The 17,296-nt window shown below is 65.1% G+C and carries 17 protein-coding genes; 15 read left to right on the top strand and 2 right to left on the bottom strand.

All coding sequences use genetic code 11. From position 1 onward, the window contains the following. Window positions 1–2: 2 nt before the first annotated feature. The 15 genes from flhA to ACIPK7_RS08265 all read left to right on the top strand — a co-directional run bounded on the left by flhA (window position 3) and on the right by ACIPK7_RS08265 (window position 15,155). Window positions 3–2,126: a flagellar biosynthesis protein FlhA gene (gene flhA, locus ACIPK7_RS08335; RefSeq protein WP_192431957.1), complete on the top strand. Its 2,124-nt coding sequence runs from the start codon at window positions 3–5 to the stop codon at window positions 2,124–2,126. Between the two features lie 15 nt (window positions 2,127–2,141). Continuing rightward, a complete protein-coding gene (gene flhF, locus ACIPK7_RS08330; RefSeq protein WP_401087097.1) occupies window positions 2,142–3,452 on the top strand; it encodes a flagellar biosynthesis protein FlhF in 1,311 nt (436 codons plus the stop codon). A 164-nt stretch (window positions 3,453–3,616) separates the two neighbouring features. Then, window positions 3,617–4,444 (top strand): flagellar synthesis regulator FleN, encoded by an 828-nt coding sequence (gene fleN, locus ACIPK7_RS08325; RefSeq protein ID WP_017520297.1) that lies wholly within the window; start codon window positions 3,617–3,619, stop codon window positions 4,442–4,444. Then, the gene (gene fliA, locus ACIPK7_RS08320) at window positions 4,441–5,190 is read left to right on the top strand and encodes an RNA polymerase sigma factor FliA (RefSeq protein WP_045212057.1); all 750 of its coding nucleotides are present in this window, start codon (window positions 4,441–4,443) and stop codon (window positions 5,188–5,190) included. Before fleN ends, fliA begins: the two co-directional genes overlap by 4 nt. A gap of 197 nt (window positions 5,191–5,387) precedes the next feature. Further along, window positions 5,388–5,762, top strand: a complete 375-nt coding sequence (locus ACIPK7_RS08315; protein ID WP_085988857.1) for a chemotaxis response regulator CheY — start codon at window positions 5,388–5,390, stop codon at window positions 5,760–5,762. An 18-nt stretch (window positions 5,763–5,780) separates the two neighbouring features. Then, entirely contained in the window at window positions 5,781–6,563 is a 783-nt protein-coding gene (locus tag ACIPK7_RS08310; protein WP_192431959.1) for a protein phosphatase CheZ, read from the top strand. 31 nt (window positions 6,564–6,594) lie between these two features. Further along, window positions 6,595–8,814, top strand: a complete 2,220-nt coding sequence (locus ACIPK7_RS08305) for a chemotaxis protein CheW (protein ID WP_401087095.1) — start codon at window positions 6,595–6,597, stop codon at window positions 8,812–8,814. A gap of 77 nt (window positions 8,815–8,891) precedes the next feature. Then, a complete protein-coding gene (locus ACIPK7_RS08300) occupies window positions 8,892–10,010 on the top strand; it encodes a chemotaxis response regulator protein-glutamate methylesterase (protein ID WP_401087093.1) in 1,119 nt (372 codons plus the stop codon). After that, a complete protein-coding gene (locus ACIPK7_RS08295) occupies window positions 10,010–10,750 on the top strand; it encodes a flagellar motor protein (RefSeq protein WP_401087091.1) in 741 nt (246 codons plus the stop codon). Before ACIPK7_RS08300 ends, ACIPK7_RS08295 begins: the two co-directional genes overlap by 1 nt. Window positions 10,751–10,766: 16 nt before the next feature. Continuing rightward, a complete protein-coding gene (gene motD, locus ACIPK7_RS08290; protein WP_401087089.1) occupies window positions 10,767–11,648 on the top strand; it encodes a flagellar motor protein MotD in 882 nt (293 codons plus the stop codon). Between the two features lie 49 nt (window positions 11,649–11,697). Continuing rightward, window positions 11,698–12,486 carry a ParA family protein gene (locus ACIPK7_RS08285; RefSeq protein ID WP_045212042.1) on the top strand — a complete coding sequence of 263 codons (789 nt, stop codon included), beginning with the start codon at window positions 11,698–11,700 and terminating at the stop codon, window positions 12,484–12,486. A 97-nt stretch (window positions 12,487–12,583) separates the two neighbouring features. Next, window positions 12,584–13,543, top strand: a complete 960-nt coding sequence (locus ACIPK7_RS08280; RefSeq protein ID WP_192431964.1) for a CheW domain-containing protein — start codon at window positions 12,584–12,586, stop codon at window positions 13,541–13,543. Between the two features lie 73 nt (window positions 13,544–13,616). After that, entirely contained in the window at window positions 13,617–14,096 is a 480-nt protein-coding gene (locus ACIPK7_RS08275) for a chemotaxis protein CheW (protein WP_015476565.1), read from the top strand. Window positions 14,097–14,145: 49 nt separating this feature from the next. Continuing rightward, on the top strand, window positions 14,146–14,505 hold the full coding sequence (locus ACIPK7_RS08270) for a DUF2802 domain-containing protein (RefSeq protein WP_167523289.1): 360 nt from the start codon (window positions 14,146–14,148) through the stop codon (window positions 14,503–14,505). 152 nt (window positions 14,506–14,657) lie between these two features. Then, a complete protein-coding gene (locus ACIPK7_RS08265; protein ID WP_401087086.1) occupies window positions 14,658–15,155 on the top strand; it encodes a hypothetical protein in 498 nt (165 codons plus the stop codon). Between the two features lie 6 nt (window positions 15,156–15,161). Here ACIPK7_RS08265 and ACIPK7_RS08260 read toward each other — a convergent pair whose 3' ends face one another. Then, window positions 15,162–15,503: an EscU/YscU/HrcU family type III secretion system export apparatus switch protein gene (locus tag ACIPK7_RS08260; protein ID WP_192431965.1), complete on the bottom strand. Its 342-nt coding sequence runs from the start codon at window positions 15,501–15,503 to the stop codon at window positions 15,162–15,164. Further along, window positions 15,500–17,110, bottom strand: coding sequence for a flagellar hook-length control protein FliK (locus ACIPK7_RS08255; RefSeq protein WP_192431966.1), 1,611 nt, complete (start codon window positions 17,108–17,110; stop codon window positions 15,500–15,502). The genes ACIPK7_RS08260 and ACIPK7_RS08255 overlap by 4 nt, the downstream gene beginning before the upstream one ends. Window positions 17,111–17,296: the final 186 nt, after the last annotated feature.

Below are 17,296 nucleotides of genomic sequence, written 5' to 3'. Positions count from 1 at the left end.
GGGTGGATCGTACGCAACTGATCGGCACTGTTCGCAGCAATTTGGTAGGGCTCAGCCGGGGCAACCTCGGCGTGCCGCTGCTGTTGCTCGCCATGCTGGCGATGATGACCCTGCCCATCCCGCCGTTCCTGCTGGATGTGCTGTTTACCTTCAACATCGCCCTGTCCATCGTCGTGCTGCTGGTCAGCGTGTACGCCCTGCGCCCACTGGACTTCGCCGTGTTCCCGACCATCCTGCTGGTCGCCACCCTGCTGCGCCTGGCGCTGAACGTCGCGTCCACCCGCGTCGTGCTGTTGCACGGCCACGACGGCCACGCGGCTGCGGGTAAGGTGATCCAGGCCTTCGGCGAGGTGGTGATCGGCGGCAACTACGTCGTCGGTATCGTGGTCTTCGCGATCCTCATGATCATCAACTTCGTGGTGGTCACCAAGGGTGCCGGGCGTATCTCCGAGGTGAGCGCGCGCTTCACCCTCGACGCCATGCCCGGCAAGCAGATGGCCATCGACGCCGACCTCAACGCCGGCCTGATCGAGCAGGCGGAAGCCAAGAAGCGCCGCGCCGAAGTGGCCCAGGAAGCCGACTTCTACGGCTCGATGGACGGTGCCAGCAAGTTCGTCCGCGGGGACGCCGTTGCCGGCCTGCTGATCCTCTTCATCAACCTCATCGGTGGCGTGGCCATCGGCATGATCCAGCACTCGATGAGCTTCGGCGACGCCGGCAAGGTCTACGCCCTGCTGACCATCGGTGACGGCCTGGTGGCGCAGTTGCCTTCGCTGCTGCTGTCCACCGCCGCCGCGATCATGGTGACCCGTGTCTCCAGCTCCGAAGACATGGGCCAGCAGGTCAACCGTCAGATGTTCGCCTCGCCCAAGGCGTTGGCGATCTCTGCCGCCATCCTGATCGCCATGGGCCTGGTCCCCGGCATGCCGCACGTCTCCTTCGTCGGCCTGGGCGCTCTGGCCGCTGGTGGCGCGTACCTGATCTGGCATCGCCAGCGCCAGGCCAGCCAGAAGGCCGAGCAGGAAGCCCAGACCCAGCAGGAACTGCTGCCCGCCCAGCGCGCCGAGCAGACCAAGGAACTGGGCTGGGACGACGTGACCCCGGTGGACATGGTCGGCCTGGAAGTGGGCTACCGCCTGATTCCGCTGGTGGACCGCAACCAGGGCGGCCAGCTGCTGGCGCGGATCAAGGGTGTGCGCAAGAAGCTGTCCCAGGACCTGGGCTTCCTGATGCCCTCGGTGCATATCCGCGACAACCTCGACCTGCTGCCCAACGCCTATCGTTTGACGCTCATGGGCGTCAGCGTGGCGGAAGCCGAGATCTACCCGGACCGCGACCTGGCGATCAACCCTGGCCAGGTGTTCGGCACCCTCAACGGCATCGCCGGCAAGGACCCGGCCTTCGGCCTGGAAGCCGTGTGGATCGAGGCCTCGCAGCGTGATCAGGCGCAATCGCTGGGCTACACCGTGGTCGATGCGAGCACCGTGGTCGCCACTCACCTGAACCAGGTGCTGCACAAGCATGCCCACGAGCTGCTGGGTCACGAGGAGGTCCAGCAACTGATGCAACTGCTGGCCAAGAGTTCGCCCAAGCTTGCCGAAGAGTTGGTGCCGGGGATGATTTCCCTGTCGACACTGCTCAAGGTCCTTCAGGCGCTGTTGCAGGAACAGGTGCCGGTACGTGACATCCGTACCATCGCCGAGGCCATCGCCAACGTGGCGGTGAAGAGTCAAGATCCCGCCGCGATGGTGGCGGCGGTTCGTGTGGCACTGTCCCGTGCAATCGTGCAAACCATTGTGGGACTAGAGCCGGAGCTGCCTGTGATCACTCTGGAACCCAGGTTGGAACAGATATTGCTCAATAGTCTTCAGAAGGCCGGACAAGGCTCCGAAGACGGCATGTTGCTGGAGCCCGGAATGGCCGAAAAGCTGCAACGCTCGATGGTTGAAGCGGCGCAGCGTCAGGAGATGCTCGGCAAGCCGGCGATTCTGCTGGTGGCAGGTCCCATCCGCGCGATGATGTCGCGATTCGCCCGGATGGCGGTTCCCACCATGAATGTGCTGGCTTACCAGGAAATCCCCGACAACAAACAAGTCACGATTGTCGCCACTGTTGGGCAGAATTGACCGAGGTCCCAGACCATGCAGGTAAAACGCTTCTTCGCCGCTGATATGCGTCAGGCCATGAAACTGGTCCGTGACGAGCTGGGCCCGGACGCTTCGATCATCGGCAATCGCCGTGTCGCCGGCGGCGTAGAGCTGACCGCGGCGCTGGATTACCAGGCACCGGTGGCAGCCAGCAAGCCGAACCCGGCGCTGGAAGCCGAGCTGCGCAAGACCCAGGCGAAGATCGCCCAGGCCAAGGCTGACCTGTCGGCTCCGAGCCGCGCCAGCGATAGCGTGCGCGGCGACCGTCAAATGTACGGCACCGAGAAGCCGCGCCGCAGCGCCGTCGAGACTCTGGCCGCCGCCATGGACGCACCGGTCGCCCCGGCGCCGGCCGCTGCCGGCCAGCAGGCGCTGGAAGCCATGCGCTTCGAGCTCAACGGCCTGCGTGAACTGATCGAAGTGCAGTTGGGCTCCATCGCCTGGAACCAGCTGCAGAACCAACGTCCGAAACAAGCCGGCCTGTGGCGTCGCCTGCAGCGCATGGGGTTGCCGGCTGACCTGTCGCGCAACCTGCTGGAGCGCGTGGCGTCCATCGCTGACCCGAAGCAGGCCTGGCGCATGCTGCTGGCGCACCTGGCGCGCTCGATCAATACCCCGGAAATCGACCTGCTGGAGCAGGGCGGCGTAGTCGCTCTGGTCGGTCCGGCCGGCATGGGCAAGACCACCACCCTGGCCAAACTGGCGGCCCGCTACGTATTGAAGTACGGCGCGCAGAGCATCGCCCTGGTGTCCATGGACAGCTTCCGCATCGGTGCGCAGGAACAGATCAAGACCCTGGGCCGCATCCTCAACGTGCCGGTGACCCTGGTCGATCCGGGCCAGTCCCTGATCCAGGCCATGGCGCCGCTGGCGCGCAAGCGCCTGGTGCTGATCGATACCGCAGGCCTGCCCGCCAACGATCCGGCGCTGCGCATGCAGCTCGAAGCGCTGTCGTCGCTGAGCCTGAACGTGAAGAACTACCTCGTGCTGGCCGCGACCAGCCAGAGCCAGGTGCTCAAATCCGCTTGGCAGAACTATCGTTCCTGTGGGCTGGCCGGGTGCATCCTGACCAAGCTGGACGAAGCGGGAAGCCTCGGCGAAGCTCTGGCTCTGGCTATCAGCCAGCATCTACCGGTAGCCTATCTGGCTGACGGGCCGAAGATCCCGGACGACCTGCATGTGGCACGCGCGCACCAGCTGGTCAGCCGCGCAGTGAGCCTGCAGTCGCCCGAAGAGCCTTGCGAGGATGCCATGGCGGACATGTTCGCCGGCCTTTACCAACAGCCGGTGCGTCGCGCCAGCTGAAGATTGTGAGCCCCGGGTGGGGCGTGGGGTGGCCGGTTGAGCCGCCCAAGCGATGCGGATGCTCTGCAAGACGATCCGCGAGCGCCGGAGGCGGTAGAGCACTGCAGCCGGATTAGCCGAAACGCCAGAAGCGTGACGGTCGAACGACGAGACAAGGTATTGATATGGGTATGCATCCCGTTCAGGTAATCGCAGTCACCGGCGGCAAGGGTGGCGTGGGCAAGACCAACGTGTCGGTGAACCTGTCGCTGGCGCTGGCCGATCTCGGCCGCCGCGTCATGCTGCTGGACGCCGACCTGGGCCTGGCCAACGTCGACGTGCTGCTGGGACTGTCGCCCAAGCGCACACTGGCCGACGTCATCGAAGGTGAATGCGACCTGCGTGACGTGATTCTCCAGGGGCCTGGCGGCATTCGCATCGTCCCGGCGGCCTCAGGCACCCAGAGCATGGTGCACCTCACGCCGATGCAGCACGCCGGTCTGATCCAGGCGTTCAGCGACATCAGCGACAACATCGACGTGCTGGTGGTGGACACCGCCGCCGGCATCGGCGACTCGGTGGTGAGCTTCGTCCGTGCCGCCCAGGAAGTGCTGCTGGTCGTTTGTGATGAACCCACGTCGATCACCGATGCCTACGCTTTGATCAAGCTGCTCAACCGCGACTACGGCATGACCCGTTTCCGCGTGCTGGCGAACATGGCCCACAGCCCCCAGGAAGGCCGCAACCTGTTCGCCAAGCTGACCAAGGTCACCGACCGTTTCCTCGACGTGGCGCTGCAGTACGTCGGCGCCATTCCCTACGACGAGTCGGTGCGCAAGGCCGTGCAGAAGCAGCGTTCGGTGTATGAGGCGTTCCCGCGCAGCAAGGCTTCCCTGGCCTTCCGTGCGGTGGCGCAGAAGGTCGACAGCTGGCCGCTGCCGGCCAACCCAAGAGGGCACCTGGAGTTCTTCGTCGAGCGCCTGGTGCAACATCCCACGGGTTCGGCCGTATGACCGCGGCCTCCGGAGCGCGTATGTACAGCAAGGCACAGGCGCACAACTCCCAGGAACTGCTGATCCAGAAACACGCCCCGCTGGTGAAGCGCATTGCCTACCACCTGCTCGGCCGCCTGCCGGCCAGCGTGCAGGTGGAGGACCTGATGCAGGCCGGCATGATCGGCCTGCTGGAGGCGGCGAAGAAATACGACCAGGGCAAGGGCGCGAGCTTCGAAACCTACGCCGGCATCCGCATCCGCGGCGCCATGCTCGACGAGGTGCGCAAGGGCGACTGGGCCCCGCGTTCGGTCCACCGCAACACCCGCATGGTCAGCGACGCGATCCGCGCTGTCGAAGCGCGCACCGGACGAGACGCTAAAGATCAGGAGGTTGCTGCCGAACTCAATATGAGCCTCGAAGATTATTACGGCATCCTCAGCGACACCCAGGGCAGCCGTCTGTACAGCTTCGATGACATGTTGCAGGACGGTGACCAGGGCGGCGGCTTTGCCGAAGATGCCTCGCACCACGACAACGAGCCGTCCCATGGGCTGGAAGACGAGCGTTTCCAGGCGGCCCTGGCCGACGCCATCACCAAGCTGCCCGAGCGCGAGCGACTGGTGCTGGCCCTGTACTACGACGAGGAGCTCAACCTCAAGGAGATCGGCGAAGTGCTGGGCGTCAGCGAATCCCGTGTCAGCCAGCTGCACAGCCAGTGCGCCGCGCGCCTGCGGTCGCGACTGGCGGAGTGGCGCGCTCGCTGAGCATCGGGTAGTTTCGCGTCGGCTGCTTCTGAGAGGCAGTGCTGAAGGGATTTTCCTTAGGCAAGTTATAGGCTTACGAATTTTGGGGTGACGTTCCTTTGACGCGCCCATAGCTAAGAGCGCACGACGCTCGATGAATTGACGGCACGCCCGCCAGGGCGCGTTTGGTATCGATGGAGGCAGGTTTGGACAAGAACATGAAAATTCTCATCGTGGACGACTTTTCCACGATGAGGCGCATCATCAAGAACCTCCTGCGGGATCTGGGGTTCACCAACACCGCAGAAGCCGACGACGGCACCACTGCGCTGCCGATGCTGCACAGCGGCAACTTCGACTTCCTCGTCACCGACTGGAACATGCCCGGCATGACCGGCATCGATCTGCTGCGCGCGGTCCGCGCCGACGAGCGCCTGAAGCACCTGCCGGTACTGATGGTCACCGCCGAAGCCAAGCGAGACCAGATCATCGAAGCGGCCCAGGCCGGGGTCAACGGCTATGTGGTCAAGCCTTTCACCGCTCAGGTGTTGAAAGAAAAGATCGAGAAGATTTTCGAGCGGGTCGGCAGCTGAAGCTGACAAGAGGGCGTCATGGATTTCAACGAATCCGCGGGTGACTTCGAGTCGACCCTGAAAAAACACGCGCGCGAATTGGTCGAGTGCCTTGAGCGCGGCGACGTTCAGACTGCGGTGCAGCTGATCTCCGAGCTCAACCAGGCACGTGACCGCGGCCTCTACCAGGAGGTCGGCAAGCTCACCCGCGAGCTGCACAACGCCATCGTCAACTTCCAGATCGACCCCAGCTCTCCGCGCGCCCAGGAAGTCTCGCAGATTGCCGACGCCACTGATCGCCTGTCCTATGTGGTGACGATGACCGAGAAAGCGGCCAATCGGACCATGGACCTGGTGGAAGAGTGCACCCCGGTGGTCATGCACATCGAGACCCAGGCCAAGGAGCTGCAGGAAGACTGGTCGCGTTTCATGCGTCGCGAGCTGGGCCCCGAGGCCTTCCGTGACCTGGCCAAGCGTGTCGAGCAGTTCCTCTACATCAGCGCTCAGGACAGCCGCAAGCTCTCCGCGCACCTGAACGACATCCTGCTCGCGCAGGACTTCCAGGACCTCACCGGGCAAGTGATCAAGCGCGTCACCAAGCTGGTGACCGAGGTCGAGTCAAACCTGGTGAAGCTTGTCTGGATGGCGGGGCAGGTCGATCGCTACGCCGGCATCGAGCATGACCACGAGAGCATGCGCGATGCGGTGGAAAAAGAAAGATCGTCCAAGGGTGAAGGTCCGCAGATTGCTGCCGATACAAGAAAGGACGTCGTATCCGGTCAGGACGATGTCGATGATCTGTTGTCCAGCCTTGGTTTTTAAGCGTCCGCTGACGCTGTAGAGGGAGCACCGAATGAGCTTCGACGCCGATGACGAAATCCTCCAGGACTTCCTGGTGGAGGCCGGCGAGATTCTCGAGCTACTGTCCGAACAACTGGTCGAGCTGGAAAGCCGCCCGGATGACATGGACCTGCTCAACGCAATCTTCCGTGGGTTCCATACCGTCAAAGGTGGTGCCGGCTTCCTCCAGCTGAATGCGCTGGTGGAGTGCTGCCACATCGCCGAGAACGTGTTCGACATGCTGCGCAAGGGCGAACGCCGCGTGGATGCCGAACTGATGGACGTGATGCTGCAGGCGCTGGATACCGTCAACGTCATGTTCCAGCAGGTACGTGACGCTGAGGAGCCGACGCCGGCGACTCCCGAGCTGCTGGCCGCGCTGTCGCGCCTGGCTGATCCGCACGCCGCTCCTGCCGAAGCTCCCGCTGCGGCTGTCGCCGAGCCTGTCGTGGAAGAAGCTCCCGCCGCTACCGCCGCCTATGGCGACATCACCGACGCCGAGTTCGAACAGCTGATGGATGCCCTCGAGCCTGCGGCCGAGGCGCCTGCCGCGCCGGTTGGCAGCGGCGGCGACGACATTACCGACGACGAATTCGAAGCACTGCTCGACCAGTTGCATGGCAAGGGCCAGTTCAGCGCTGCTGCCAAGGAGCCCGTCAGCGCGGCTCCGGCTCCGGTCGCCGAGACGCCGGCCGCCGGTTCTGGCGACGAGATCAGCGACGACGAGTTCGAAGCGCTGCTCGACCAACTGCACGGCAAGGGCCAGTTCACTGGAGCGAAGGAAGAAGCCCCTGCTCCCGTCGAGGCTGTTGCTGAAACCAAGCCCGAGGAAGCTCCAGCTGCCGGCGGCGACGACAACATCACCGACGACGAATTCGAGAAGCTGCTCGACGAGCTTCACGGCAAGGGCCAGTTCACTGGTGCTAAGGAAGAGCCGGTCGCGGCCGCCAAGCCCGCTACGGCCGTGCCCGCTGCCAAACCCGCTGCCGCTCCGGCGCCGACCGCTGCCGCCAAGCCTGCGCCGGCCAAGCCCGCCGCTGCGGCTGCGGAGAAGCCGGCCAACGAAGCAGAAACCACCGTGCGCGTGGACACCGCCCGCCTGGACGAGATCATGAACATGGTCGGCGAACTGGTGCTGGTGCGTAACCGCCTGGTGCGTCTGGGGCTGAACAGTGGCGACGAGGCGATGGCCAAGGCCGTCTCCAACCTCGACGTGGTCACCGCCGACCTGCAGTCGTCGGTCATGAAGACCCGCATGCAGCCGATCAAGAAAGTCTTCGGCCGCTTCCCGCGCCAGGTCCGCGATCTGGCGCGCAACCTCAAGAAAGAGATCAACCTCGAGCTGATCGGCGAAGAGACCGACCTGGATAAGAACCTGGTCGAGGCCCTGGCCGACCCGCTGGTGCACCTGGTACGCAACGCGGTGGACCACGGCATCGAGGGCCCCGACGAGCGCGAGGCCGCCGGCAAGTCGCGTTCGGGCAAGGTGGTGCTGTCCGCCGAGCAGGAAGGCGACCACATCCTGCTGTCGATCTCCGACGACGGCAAAGGCATGGACCCGGACATCCTGCGCGCCAAGGCCGTGGAGAAGGGCCTGCTGGACAAGGACGCGGCCGATCGCCTGTCCGAGTCCGACTGCTACAACCTGATCTTCGCGCCGGGCTTCTCGACCAAAACCGAGATTTCCGACGTGTCCGGCCGCGGCGTCGGCATGGACGTGGTGAAGACCAAGATTTCCCAGCTCAACGGCATCATCAACATCTACTCGACCAAGGGCCAGGGCTCGAAGATCGTCATCAAGGTCCCGCTGACCCTGGCGATCATGCCGACCCTGATGGTGATGCTGGGCAACCAGGCCTTCGCCTTCCCGCTGGTCAACGTCAACGAGATATTCCACCTCGACCTGTCGAACACCAACGTGGTCGATGGGCAGGAAGTGGTGATCGTCCGCGACAAGGCCCTGCCGTTGTTCTACCTCAAGCGCTGGCTGGTGCCGGGCGCGCAGTATGACGAGCCGGGCGAGGGGCACGTGGTGATCCTCTCCGTGGGCACCCAGCGCATCGGCTTCGTGGTCGACCAGCTGGTGGGCCAGGAAGAGGTGGTGATCAAGCCGCTGGGCAAGATGCTGCAGGGCACGCCGGGCATGGCGGGGGCGACGATTACCGGGGACGGGCGCATCGCGCTGATCCTCGACGTGCCGAGCATGCTCAAGCGCTACGCCCGTCGTATCTGACCGCCGGGGGCGGGCGCAGTCAATAAAACCGGCTGCGCTCGCCCTTGTGATGGAAGAAGTTTTTTTCAGGAGTGTCTATGGCTGTCAAAGTCCTGGTGGTGGACGATTCGGGGTTCTTCCGCCGCCGCGTCTCGGAGATTCTTTCGGCTGACCCGCAGATCCAGGTGGTCGGCACGGCGACCAACGGCCGCGAGGCAATCGATCAGGCGCTGGCGCTCAAGCCCGACGTGATCACCATGGACTACGAGATGCCGCTGATGGACGGCATCACCGCCGTGCGGACCATCATGCAGCGCTGCCCGACGCCGGTCCTGATGTTCTCCTCGCTGACCCACGAGGGCGCGCGGGTGACCCTGGATGCGCTGGACGCAGGCGCCGTCGATTACCTGCCGAAGAATTTCGAGGACATCTCGCGCAACCCGGACAAGGTCCGCCAGCTGCTGTGCGAGAAGGTCCACACCATCGCCAAGAGCAACCGCCGCTTCGCCGCGTACTCTTCGTATTCGTCGAGCCCGGCCGCGCCGGTTTCGACTCCCGCTGCCGGCACGGAGCGCCCGACTGCTTCCGCTTCGTCGGGCGGCAGCCATGCGCCGGCCGCTCCGGCTGCGGCGACCTCCGCCGCCCCAAAGCGTAAGCCCTACCGGCTGGTAGCCATCGGCACTTCGACCGGTGGGCCGGTGGCGCTGCAGCGGGTCCTGACCCAGCTGCCTGCCAACTTCCCCGCGCCCCTGGTGCTGATCCAGCACATGCCGGCGGCCTTCACCAAGGCCTTCGCCGAGCGCCTGGACAAGCTGTGCAAGATCACCGTCAAGGAAGCCGAGGATGGCGACCTCCTGCGTCCCGGCGTGGCCCTGCTGGCCCCCGGCGGCAAGCAGATGATGGTCGATGCGCGCGGCGCGATCCGCATCCTGCCCGGTGACGAGCGCCTCAACTACAAGCCCTGCGTCGACGTGACCTTCGGTTCCGCGTCCAAGGCCTATGGCGACAAGGTCCTGGCGGTGGTCCTCACCGGCATGGGCGCCGACGGCCGTGAAGGCGCGCGGATGCTCAAGCAGGGCGGCGCCCAGGTGTGGGCGCAGGACGAAGCCAGCTGCGTGATCTACGGCATGCCCATGGCCATCGCCAAGGCCGGCCTGGCCGACGCGGTGTACAGCCTGGACGACATCGGCCGCCACCTGACCGAGGCCTGCGGCTGATGGATGTCCTCAGCCTGGTCGGCCTGATCCTCGCGCTGGTTGCCATCATCGGTGGCAACTTCCTCGAGGGCGGGCACGTCGGTGCCCTGGCCAACGGCCCGGCGGCACTGATCGTGGTGGGCGGCACCCTGGCCGCCGCACTGCTGCAGACTCCGGTCGCGGTGCTCAAGCGCGCCCTGACCATGCTGCGCTGGATGGTCCTGCCGCCGAAGGTGGACCTGGTTGGCGGCATCAACCATGTGGTCGGTTGGAGCATGACGGCGCGCAAGGAAGGCCTGCTGGGCCTGGAAACCGTCGCCGACGCCGAGCGCGATACCTATGCGCGCAAGGGCCTGCAACTGCTGGTGGACGGCACCGAGCCCGAAGCCATCCGCAGCATCCTCGAAGTCGATCTGTTCAACCAGGAAAGCCGCGATCTGGCGGCCGCCAAGGTCTTCGAGGCCATGGGGGGCTACTCGCCGACTATCGGTATCATCGGCGCGGTGATGGGGTTGATCCATGTGATGGGCAACCTCGCCGACCCCAGCCAGCTGGGCAGCGGGATCGCCGTCGCCTTCGTCGCCACCATCTACGGCGTGGGTCTGGCCAACCTGCTGCTGCTGCCCATCGGCAACAAGCTGAAAAGCATCGTGCTGCGCCAGTCCTGCTACCGCGAAATGCTCATGGAGGGTCTGCTGTCCATTGCCGAGGGCGAGAATCCCCGCTCCATCGAACTGAAGCTGCAAGGCTTCGTCGGCTGAAGGGGAGGGGATGCGCATGCCTCGCCGCAGACGTCATGAGGAACACGAGAATCATGAACGCTGGCTGGTGTCCTACGCGGACTTCATCACCCTGCTGTTCGCCTTCTTCGTGGTGATGTACTCGATCTCCTCGATCAACGAGGGCAAGTACAAGATCCTCTCGGAAACCTTGACCGGCGTGTTCAACCAGCCGGACCGTTCGATCCGTCCGATCCCTGTCGGCGAGGAGCGCCCGCGCACCCAGCAGCCGGACCAGTCGCTCAATGAGCCGCAGGACGACGGCCAGGCCCAGAGCAACCCCGATGCCTTGCAGCAGATCACCGACAGCGTGCGCCAGGCCTTCGGTGACCTGATCTCCACCAACCAGCTGTCGGTACGCGGCAACGAGTTCTGGATCGAGATCACTCTCAATTCCAGCCTGCTGTTCCCCAGTGGCGATGCGATTCCCAATGACGCCGCCTTCGCGATCATCGAGAAGGTCGCCAGGATTCTGGCGCCTTACCGCAACCCGGTGCACGTCGAAGGTTTCACCGACAACGTGCCGATCCATAATTCGCAGTACCCGACCAACTGGGAACTGTCCGCAGCCCGTGCCGCCAGCATCGTCCGCATGCTTGCCCAGGATGGCCTTGACGCCGGTCGGCTGGCGGCGGTGGGCTATGGTGAATTCCAGCCAGTGGCGGACAATGCCACGGCAGATGGCCGCGCACGCAACCGCCGGGTGGTGCTGGTGATCTCCCGGAACCTGGAGGTGCGCCGCAGCATCAGCGGGGTGGGCAGCGGCAAGGCGCAGCCGGACCCGGCGTTGCGGCATGCTGGCACGCAATCTGCACCAGTGATTGCCAGCGAGGCGCCCGGCAGTGGCGCCGTCAATTCTTCGTCATCGGCAGGGGACTGAACGACATGATGACCCTGATCCGAACCTGTGCACGCGGGGAGCCAGCACTATGAAAGTCTGGGCGGTAGCCAACCAGAAAGGTGGCGTCGGCAAGACCACATCCTCGATCGCATTGGCAGGCTTGTTGGCGGACGCCGGCAAGCGCGTGCTGATCGTCGACCTGGACCCCCACGGCTCGATGACCAGCTACTTCGGCCATGACCCGGACACCCTGGAGCACAGCGTGTTCGACCTGTTCCTGCACCAGGGCAACGTGCCCGAGGGGCTGCCCGAATCGCTGCTGCTGCCCACCAGCCACGAGAACATCCGCCTGCTGCCGTCGAGCACCGCGCTGGCCACCCTGGAGCGCCAGTCGCCCGGGCAGAACGGCCTGGGCCTGGTGATTGCCAAGAGCCTGGCGCAGCTGTGGAACGAATTCGACTACGCGATCATCGACAGCCCGCCGCTGCTGGGCGTGCTGATGGTCAACGCCATGGCGGCCAGCCAGCACCTGGTGATCCCGGTGCAGACCGAATTCCTCGCCCTCAAGGGCCTGGAGCGCATGGTCAACACGTTGAAGATGGTCAACCGCTCGCGCAAGCAGGCGCTGCCGTTCACCATCGTGCCGACCCTGTTCGACCGCCGTACCCAGGCGTCGCTGGGCACCCTGCGGGTGCTGCGCGATACCTACCCGGAAACCCTCTGGCAGGCGTTCATCCCGGTGGATACCAAGCTGCGCGATGCCAGCCGCCTGGGCACGGTGCCCTCGCGCAACGACGGCAACAGCCGGGGCGTGATCGCCTACCGCGCGCTGCTGAAGCATCTGCTGGCCCATGTGCCGGCGAGCCAGGTAGCCTGAAGATGGCAGGCCTGAACAAAAGAATCCGACAGATGCGCTCAAGAGCGGCGCGTCCGCTGCCGATAGGCTGGACAGTCACCTTGCGCGGTTATCCATCATGAGTCGTTCCGCTACCGCCACTCGCCCCCAGCTCGCGCTGCAGTCCTACCTGGACGCACTGCTGCAGGAGGCCACTTTCGAAGACTTCGCTCCGGAACCGGTAGCGCAGCCTGTCGCCACGCCCGTCGCTCCGGCTCCGGTTGTTCCGGTCGCGCTGGTGGTCAGCGAGCCGGTCGTTCCGCTCACTGCCGAGCCCCAGGCTGCTGTCGCGCAGGCGCCGAAAGCCAGCGTCAGCCTCGACGAATTCGAAGCGGCCGTGCTCGAAGAGCAGGTCCGCGATGCACGCCTGAACGTGGCCACCCGTGCACCGGTTGCCCAGACTCCGGTGGCCGAACTGCGTCTGCCCGAGCCCGCAGCTCCAGTCATCGAAGCGCCCGTTGCCGATGCTCCCGTCGCCGACGAACCGCCGGCGCAACTGGGCCAGGTGATCGACCTGCACCAGCCCGGCAGCGCCGAGATGCCTGTCGCACCGCTCAAGCTGCTCGACGACGGTCGCCCGGTATGGGCCGCCGAGCCCTTCGAGTGCCTGCTGTTCGACGTCGCCGGATTGACCCTGGCCGTGCCGCTGGTTTGCCTGGGCTCCATTTATCCACTGGCGGGGCACGACCTGACCCCGCTGTTCGGCCAGCCCGACTGGTTCCTCGGCATCCTGCCGGGCCAGAACGGCAACCTGAAGGTACTCGACACCGCGCGCTGGGTGATGCCCGAGCGGTACCGCGACGATTACCGCGAGGGGCTGCAGTACGTGATTTCCGTGCAGGGTTACGAGTGGGGGCTGGCCGTGCATCAGGTCAGCCGCTCGGTGCGCCTGGACCCGTCCGAGGTGAAGTGGCGCAGCCAGCGCCAGCAACGCCCGTGGCTGGCCGGCACGGTGATCGACCAGATGTGCGCGCTGCTCGACGTCTCGGCCCTGGCCGAACTGATCGCCAGCGGCGCCACCAAGCGCATGCAGCCCTGAGGCTGCGCGCAAGCAGATTTGCAAGACAACCTCCACGCCGCAGGCGGCGTGGAACCAGAAGAGGCGAGGGGATATGAAGAAAACGTCAGCGCAAGGTGCCGAAGATCCGATTCTGCAGTGGGTCACCTTCCGCCTGGACAATGAGACCTACGGCATCAACGTGATGCAGGTCCAGGAAGTGCTGCGCTACACCGAGATCGCGCCGGTCCCGGGTGCCCCGAGTTACGTGCTGGGCATCATCAACCTGCGCGGCAACGTGGTCACCGTGATCGACACCCGCCAGCGCTTCGGCCTGGACCCGGCGCCGGTCTCGGACAACACCCGTATCGTCATCATCGAAGCCGACAAGCAGGTGGTGGGCATCCTGGTCGACAGCGTCGCCGAGGTCGTCTACTTGCGCCAGTCCGAGATCGAGACTGCGCCGAATGTCGGTAACGAGGAGTCGGCCAAGTTCATCCAGGGCGTCTGCAACAAGAATGGCGAACTGCTGATCCTGGTCGAGCTGGACAAGATGATGACCGAGGAAGAGTGGTCGGAGCTGGAGAGCATCTGAGGTGCTGATCGCTCTGGTTGTGCTTGGCATCGCCTGTGCGGGCCTCGCGATGGCCTGCGTCTGGCTGTCCGGTCGGCAGCGCGCCCAGGAAGCCCAGGCGGTGCAGCTGGCCAAGCAACTGGCGGTGTTCGAGCAGCGCTTGAAGGAACAGGGCAAGCGCATCGAGTCTTACCAGCAGATCAACATCCGCATGGGCGAAGAGCTGCGTGAGCTGAACAAGCAGGTCGCACCGCTGCCCGAGCGCCTGGTGCGCATCGAGCAGCGTGATCCCACCAGCCTGTCCTTCAGCCAGGCGGCACGTTTGGTCGGCATGGGCGCCAGCCCTGAAGACCTGACCCAGAGCTGTGGCTTGTCCCAGGCCGAAGCCGAACTGGTCGCCCGCCTGCATCAGGGCAAGGCGCGGGACTGAGCCCGCGTCGTCGCCTTATTTCGTGTTCCAGCCGTCTGTCGGGACTTCTCGTTAGTAGGAGTTTCACTACAGGCAATTAGGACTCGTCTGATAAGAATCGCGGCAATTCGTCGCTAAATTAGCCTCGTCAAAATTTTTTCGAGGCCATCGATATGGCGACCATTTCCCGTCGGGCCATGGTGCTGTGCTCGCACCCCGGCCGGCTGCTGAACTACAGCGTTTTGCTCAATCGCCTGGAGTTCTATCACCTGAGCCTCTGCCTGAACCTGGACGAAGTGCGAAAGGCGCTTGGCACCCGTCAGCGTTACAGCCTGTTCATCCATGACGACTTCCGTCCCGGCCCCAACGAGCTGATGAGCCTGAAGGCGCTGAGTCGGAGCAACACCTTCCGTCAGTTCCTGCTGGTGGGGAGCTACAGTGCGGAGGAGCGGCGCGGCCTGATGCAATGGGCCTGGGCCAATCGCGTCCCGCTACTGGATGTGCTGGAGAAGCCGATTTCCCTGGCGCAGTTGCGCGAGGTCACCGGCAGCATGGTGCTCTACCACAGCGAGGATGAGCAGCCGATCCGCAAGTCAGTGCGCGAGTTCAGTGACTTCGCCCCGGTTGGCGACCTTCCTCCTGTCCGCACCGGCTGCGAGTGCCGCGGCTGAGCAGGCTTACCGGCGCCGGGAATTGGGCCCTTCCAGCAGCAACGGCAGCGCGTCCGGCGGCGCTCCCGGCTTGTCGTTCAGCGGGCTCTTGCCCTTTAGATACCAAGCGAAGGCGATGATCTCGGCGATGGTGCGGTAGAGCGCCTCGGGAATCGCATCGCCCAGCTCCAGACGCGCCAGCAGGCGCACCAGCTCGCCGTTCTCGTAGATCGGCACCTCGTGGTGTCGGGCGATGGCGAGGATGGTTTCCGCCAGTTCATCGTCGCCCTTGGCGGTGAGCGTCGGTGCGCTCTGCCCGTCGTAGTTGAGCGCGATGGCCTGGCGCGGCGTTTTCCTGGGCTTCTTCATGCGGTCTCATCCACCCAGCGTTGCTCCACCGCTGTGCGCGCCCCCTGCGGCGGCTTGCCTTGGCGGCAACTCAGCTCAGCCACGCTGAGGCCCGCGTCGTTCAGGCGCTGGCGCAGGGTGCCGAGTTCGCCGTCGATCAGGCTGGCAGTGCTGGCGCGTTCGGCCCATAGCTGGGTGCCGATGCTGCCGTGGACCAGCGTGGCCTGGACCTGCAGCGGGCCGAGGCTGTCCAGGTCGAAGGCCAGGTCCACGCGCCAGAGCACTTCCCGCGGCTGTTGCTCGCGCTCACTCGCCGGGCTGTCTTTCTCTTCCTGCTGGATACGCACCTGGATCGGCACAATCTGCTGTTGATGGCGCAGCGGAATCTCCAACTGCCAGGTATTCAATACCGTGCCGTCGGGCAGCACGTCGCTCTGTGCCAGGCTGCCCAACTGGTGGGTCTGCAGGCGGGAGACCGCGGCGGCGGCCAGTTTGAGCAGCGACTCGAGGTCGCCTTCTTCTTCCAGCTCATTGGCCAGCCGGCTGGGCAGCGGGAAGCTGACCGGTGGCGGTGTGCGCCCACTCGTCTGGCCTATCACGCCGAGCGCGTTACGCACGAACGCCGGCATGGCCTGTGCCAGATTGCTGGCGCCGGCCAGGGCGCTGCCCGGCAGGTTGCCGAGCACTGCGGCCGCCGTCCCGCCCTGGACAGTCGGCAGAATCTGCGCGATCAGCCGCAGCAGATTGGCCTTGAGGTCCTGGGGCAGACCCTCCGCCCCGCGTAGCAACTGTCCTTCGAGAAACGCGCCGCTTTGCTGGAAGGCCTGAGCGAGGCCCTTGGCATCGCTCAGCTGGCGGATGTCCGGGAGGGTGCCGAGCAGCTTGTCCACCGACTGGCGGAGTTCCGGGCTCATGTCCGGGTTGCTGCCGGCACCCTGCAGCGCCTTGAGCAGGCTGTCCAGCGGGCCCTGGCGGTTCTGCTGGGCGCCGAGTTGCAGGCTCAGGTCGAGCTGGTCCAGGCGGGCGTTCATCGGCAGGAATTGCAGGGCCTGCTGATCCTGCACGCGGGCACTGAGCAGGCTGTTGAGGGGGAGCGGGTTAGGCGATTCGATGCTCAGCTGGCGCCCGGCCAGCGGCGTGTTGAGCAGCGTCACAAGCACCTTGTAGACCACTTGCTCGGCCTTGCCGAGGGCGATCAACTGACTGGCATCCACCTTGCCCTGGATCAGCGTGCCCACCGGCAGCACGTCGAGGTCTAGGCTGCTAAGTGGCGCCTGGCTGGCGCCGCCCAGACCGAGCGAACCGAGGCTCGGTTGCGTCAGCAGGGTCGCGGCGAGGCTGCTCTGGTTCAGCGTCGAAAGTTGCAAGGTGCTGCCCTTGGGTAGTGCCTGTGGGCTTTCCGCCACCACCAGGGCCTGCTGGCCGCTAGCCATGGTCAGGCGCAGCAGCAGCTGGAAATTCACCTGCCCGTCGCGTACCGCCAGCACTTCCGCATGGGCCTTGTTCCCCGGCGGCAGGAGGTCGCCGAGGCTCTGCGCAAGCTTGAGCGTCAGCTGGGCCGCGCTCTGCGCGTTGCGCAGCGACGGGGTAAGCGGTAGCGGACGGGAAGCGCCAATTTCACTCGGCATCGGAGACCTGCAGGCGACGTGACGGGGTTGCGCCCAGTGTATCGGCGGTGATTGTGCGCACTTTAGACCGTCCGGCGGCAGGAGGGCAGGGCGGTGGTTGCGCATAGACATAGCTCAAGGTGCGCTGATTTGACGTTACACCCTGTCGAAAAACCTGACGTCGGGCGTAGGAACGGCTGTGTATAA

The organism is Pseudomonas sp. NPDC086581 (assembly GCF_044746165.1).
Classification (GTDB): Bacteria; Pseudomonadota; Gammaproteobacteria; order Pseudomonadales; family Pseudomonadaceae; genus Pseudomonas.
Note: the sequence above shows the minus strand (reverse complement) of the source record. Positions and strands in the feature narration are given on the sequence as shown.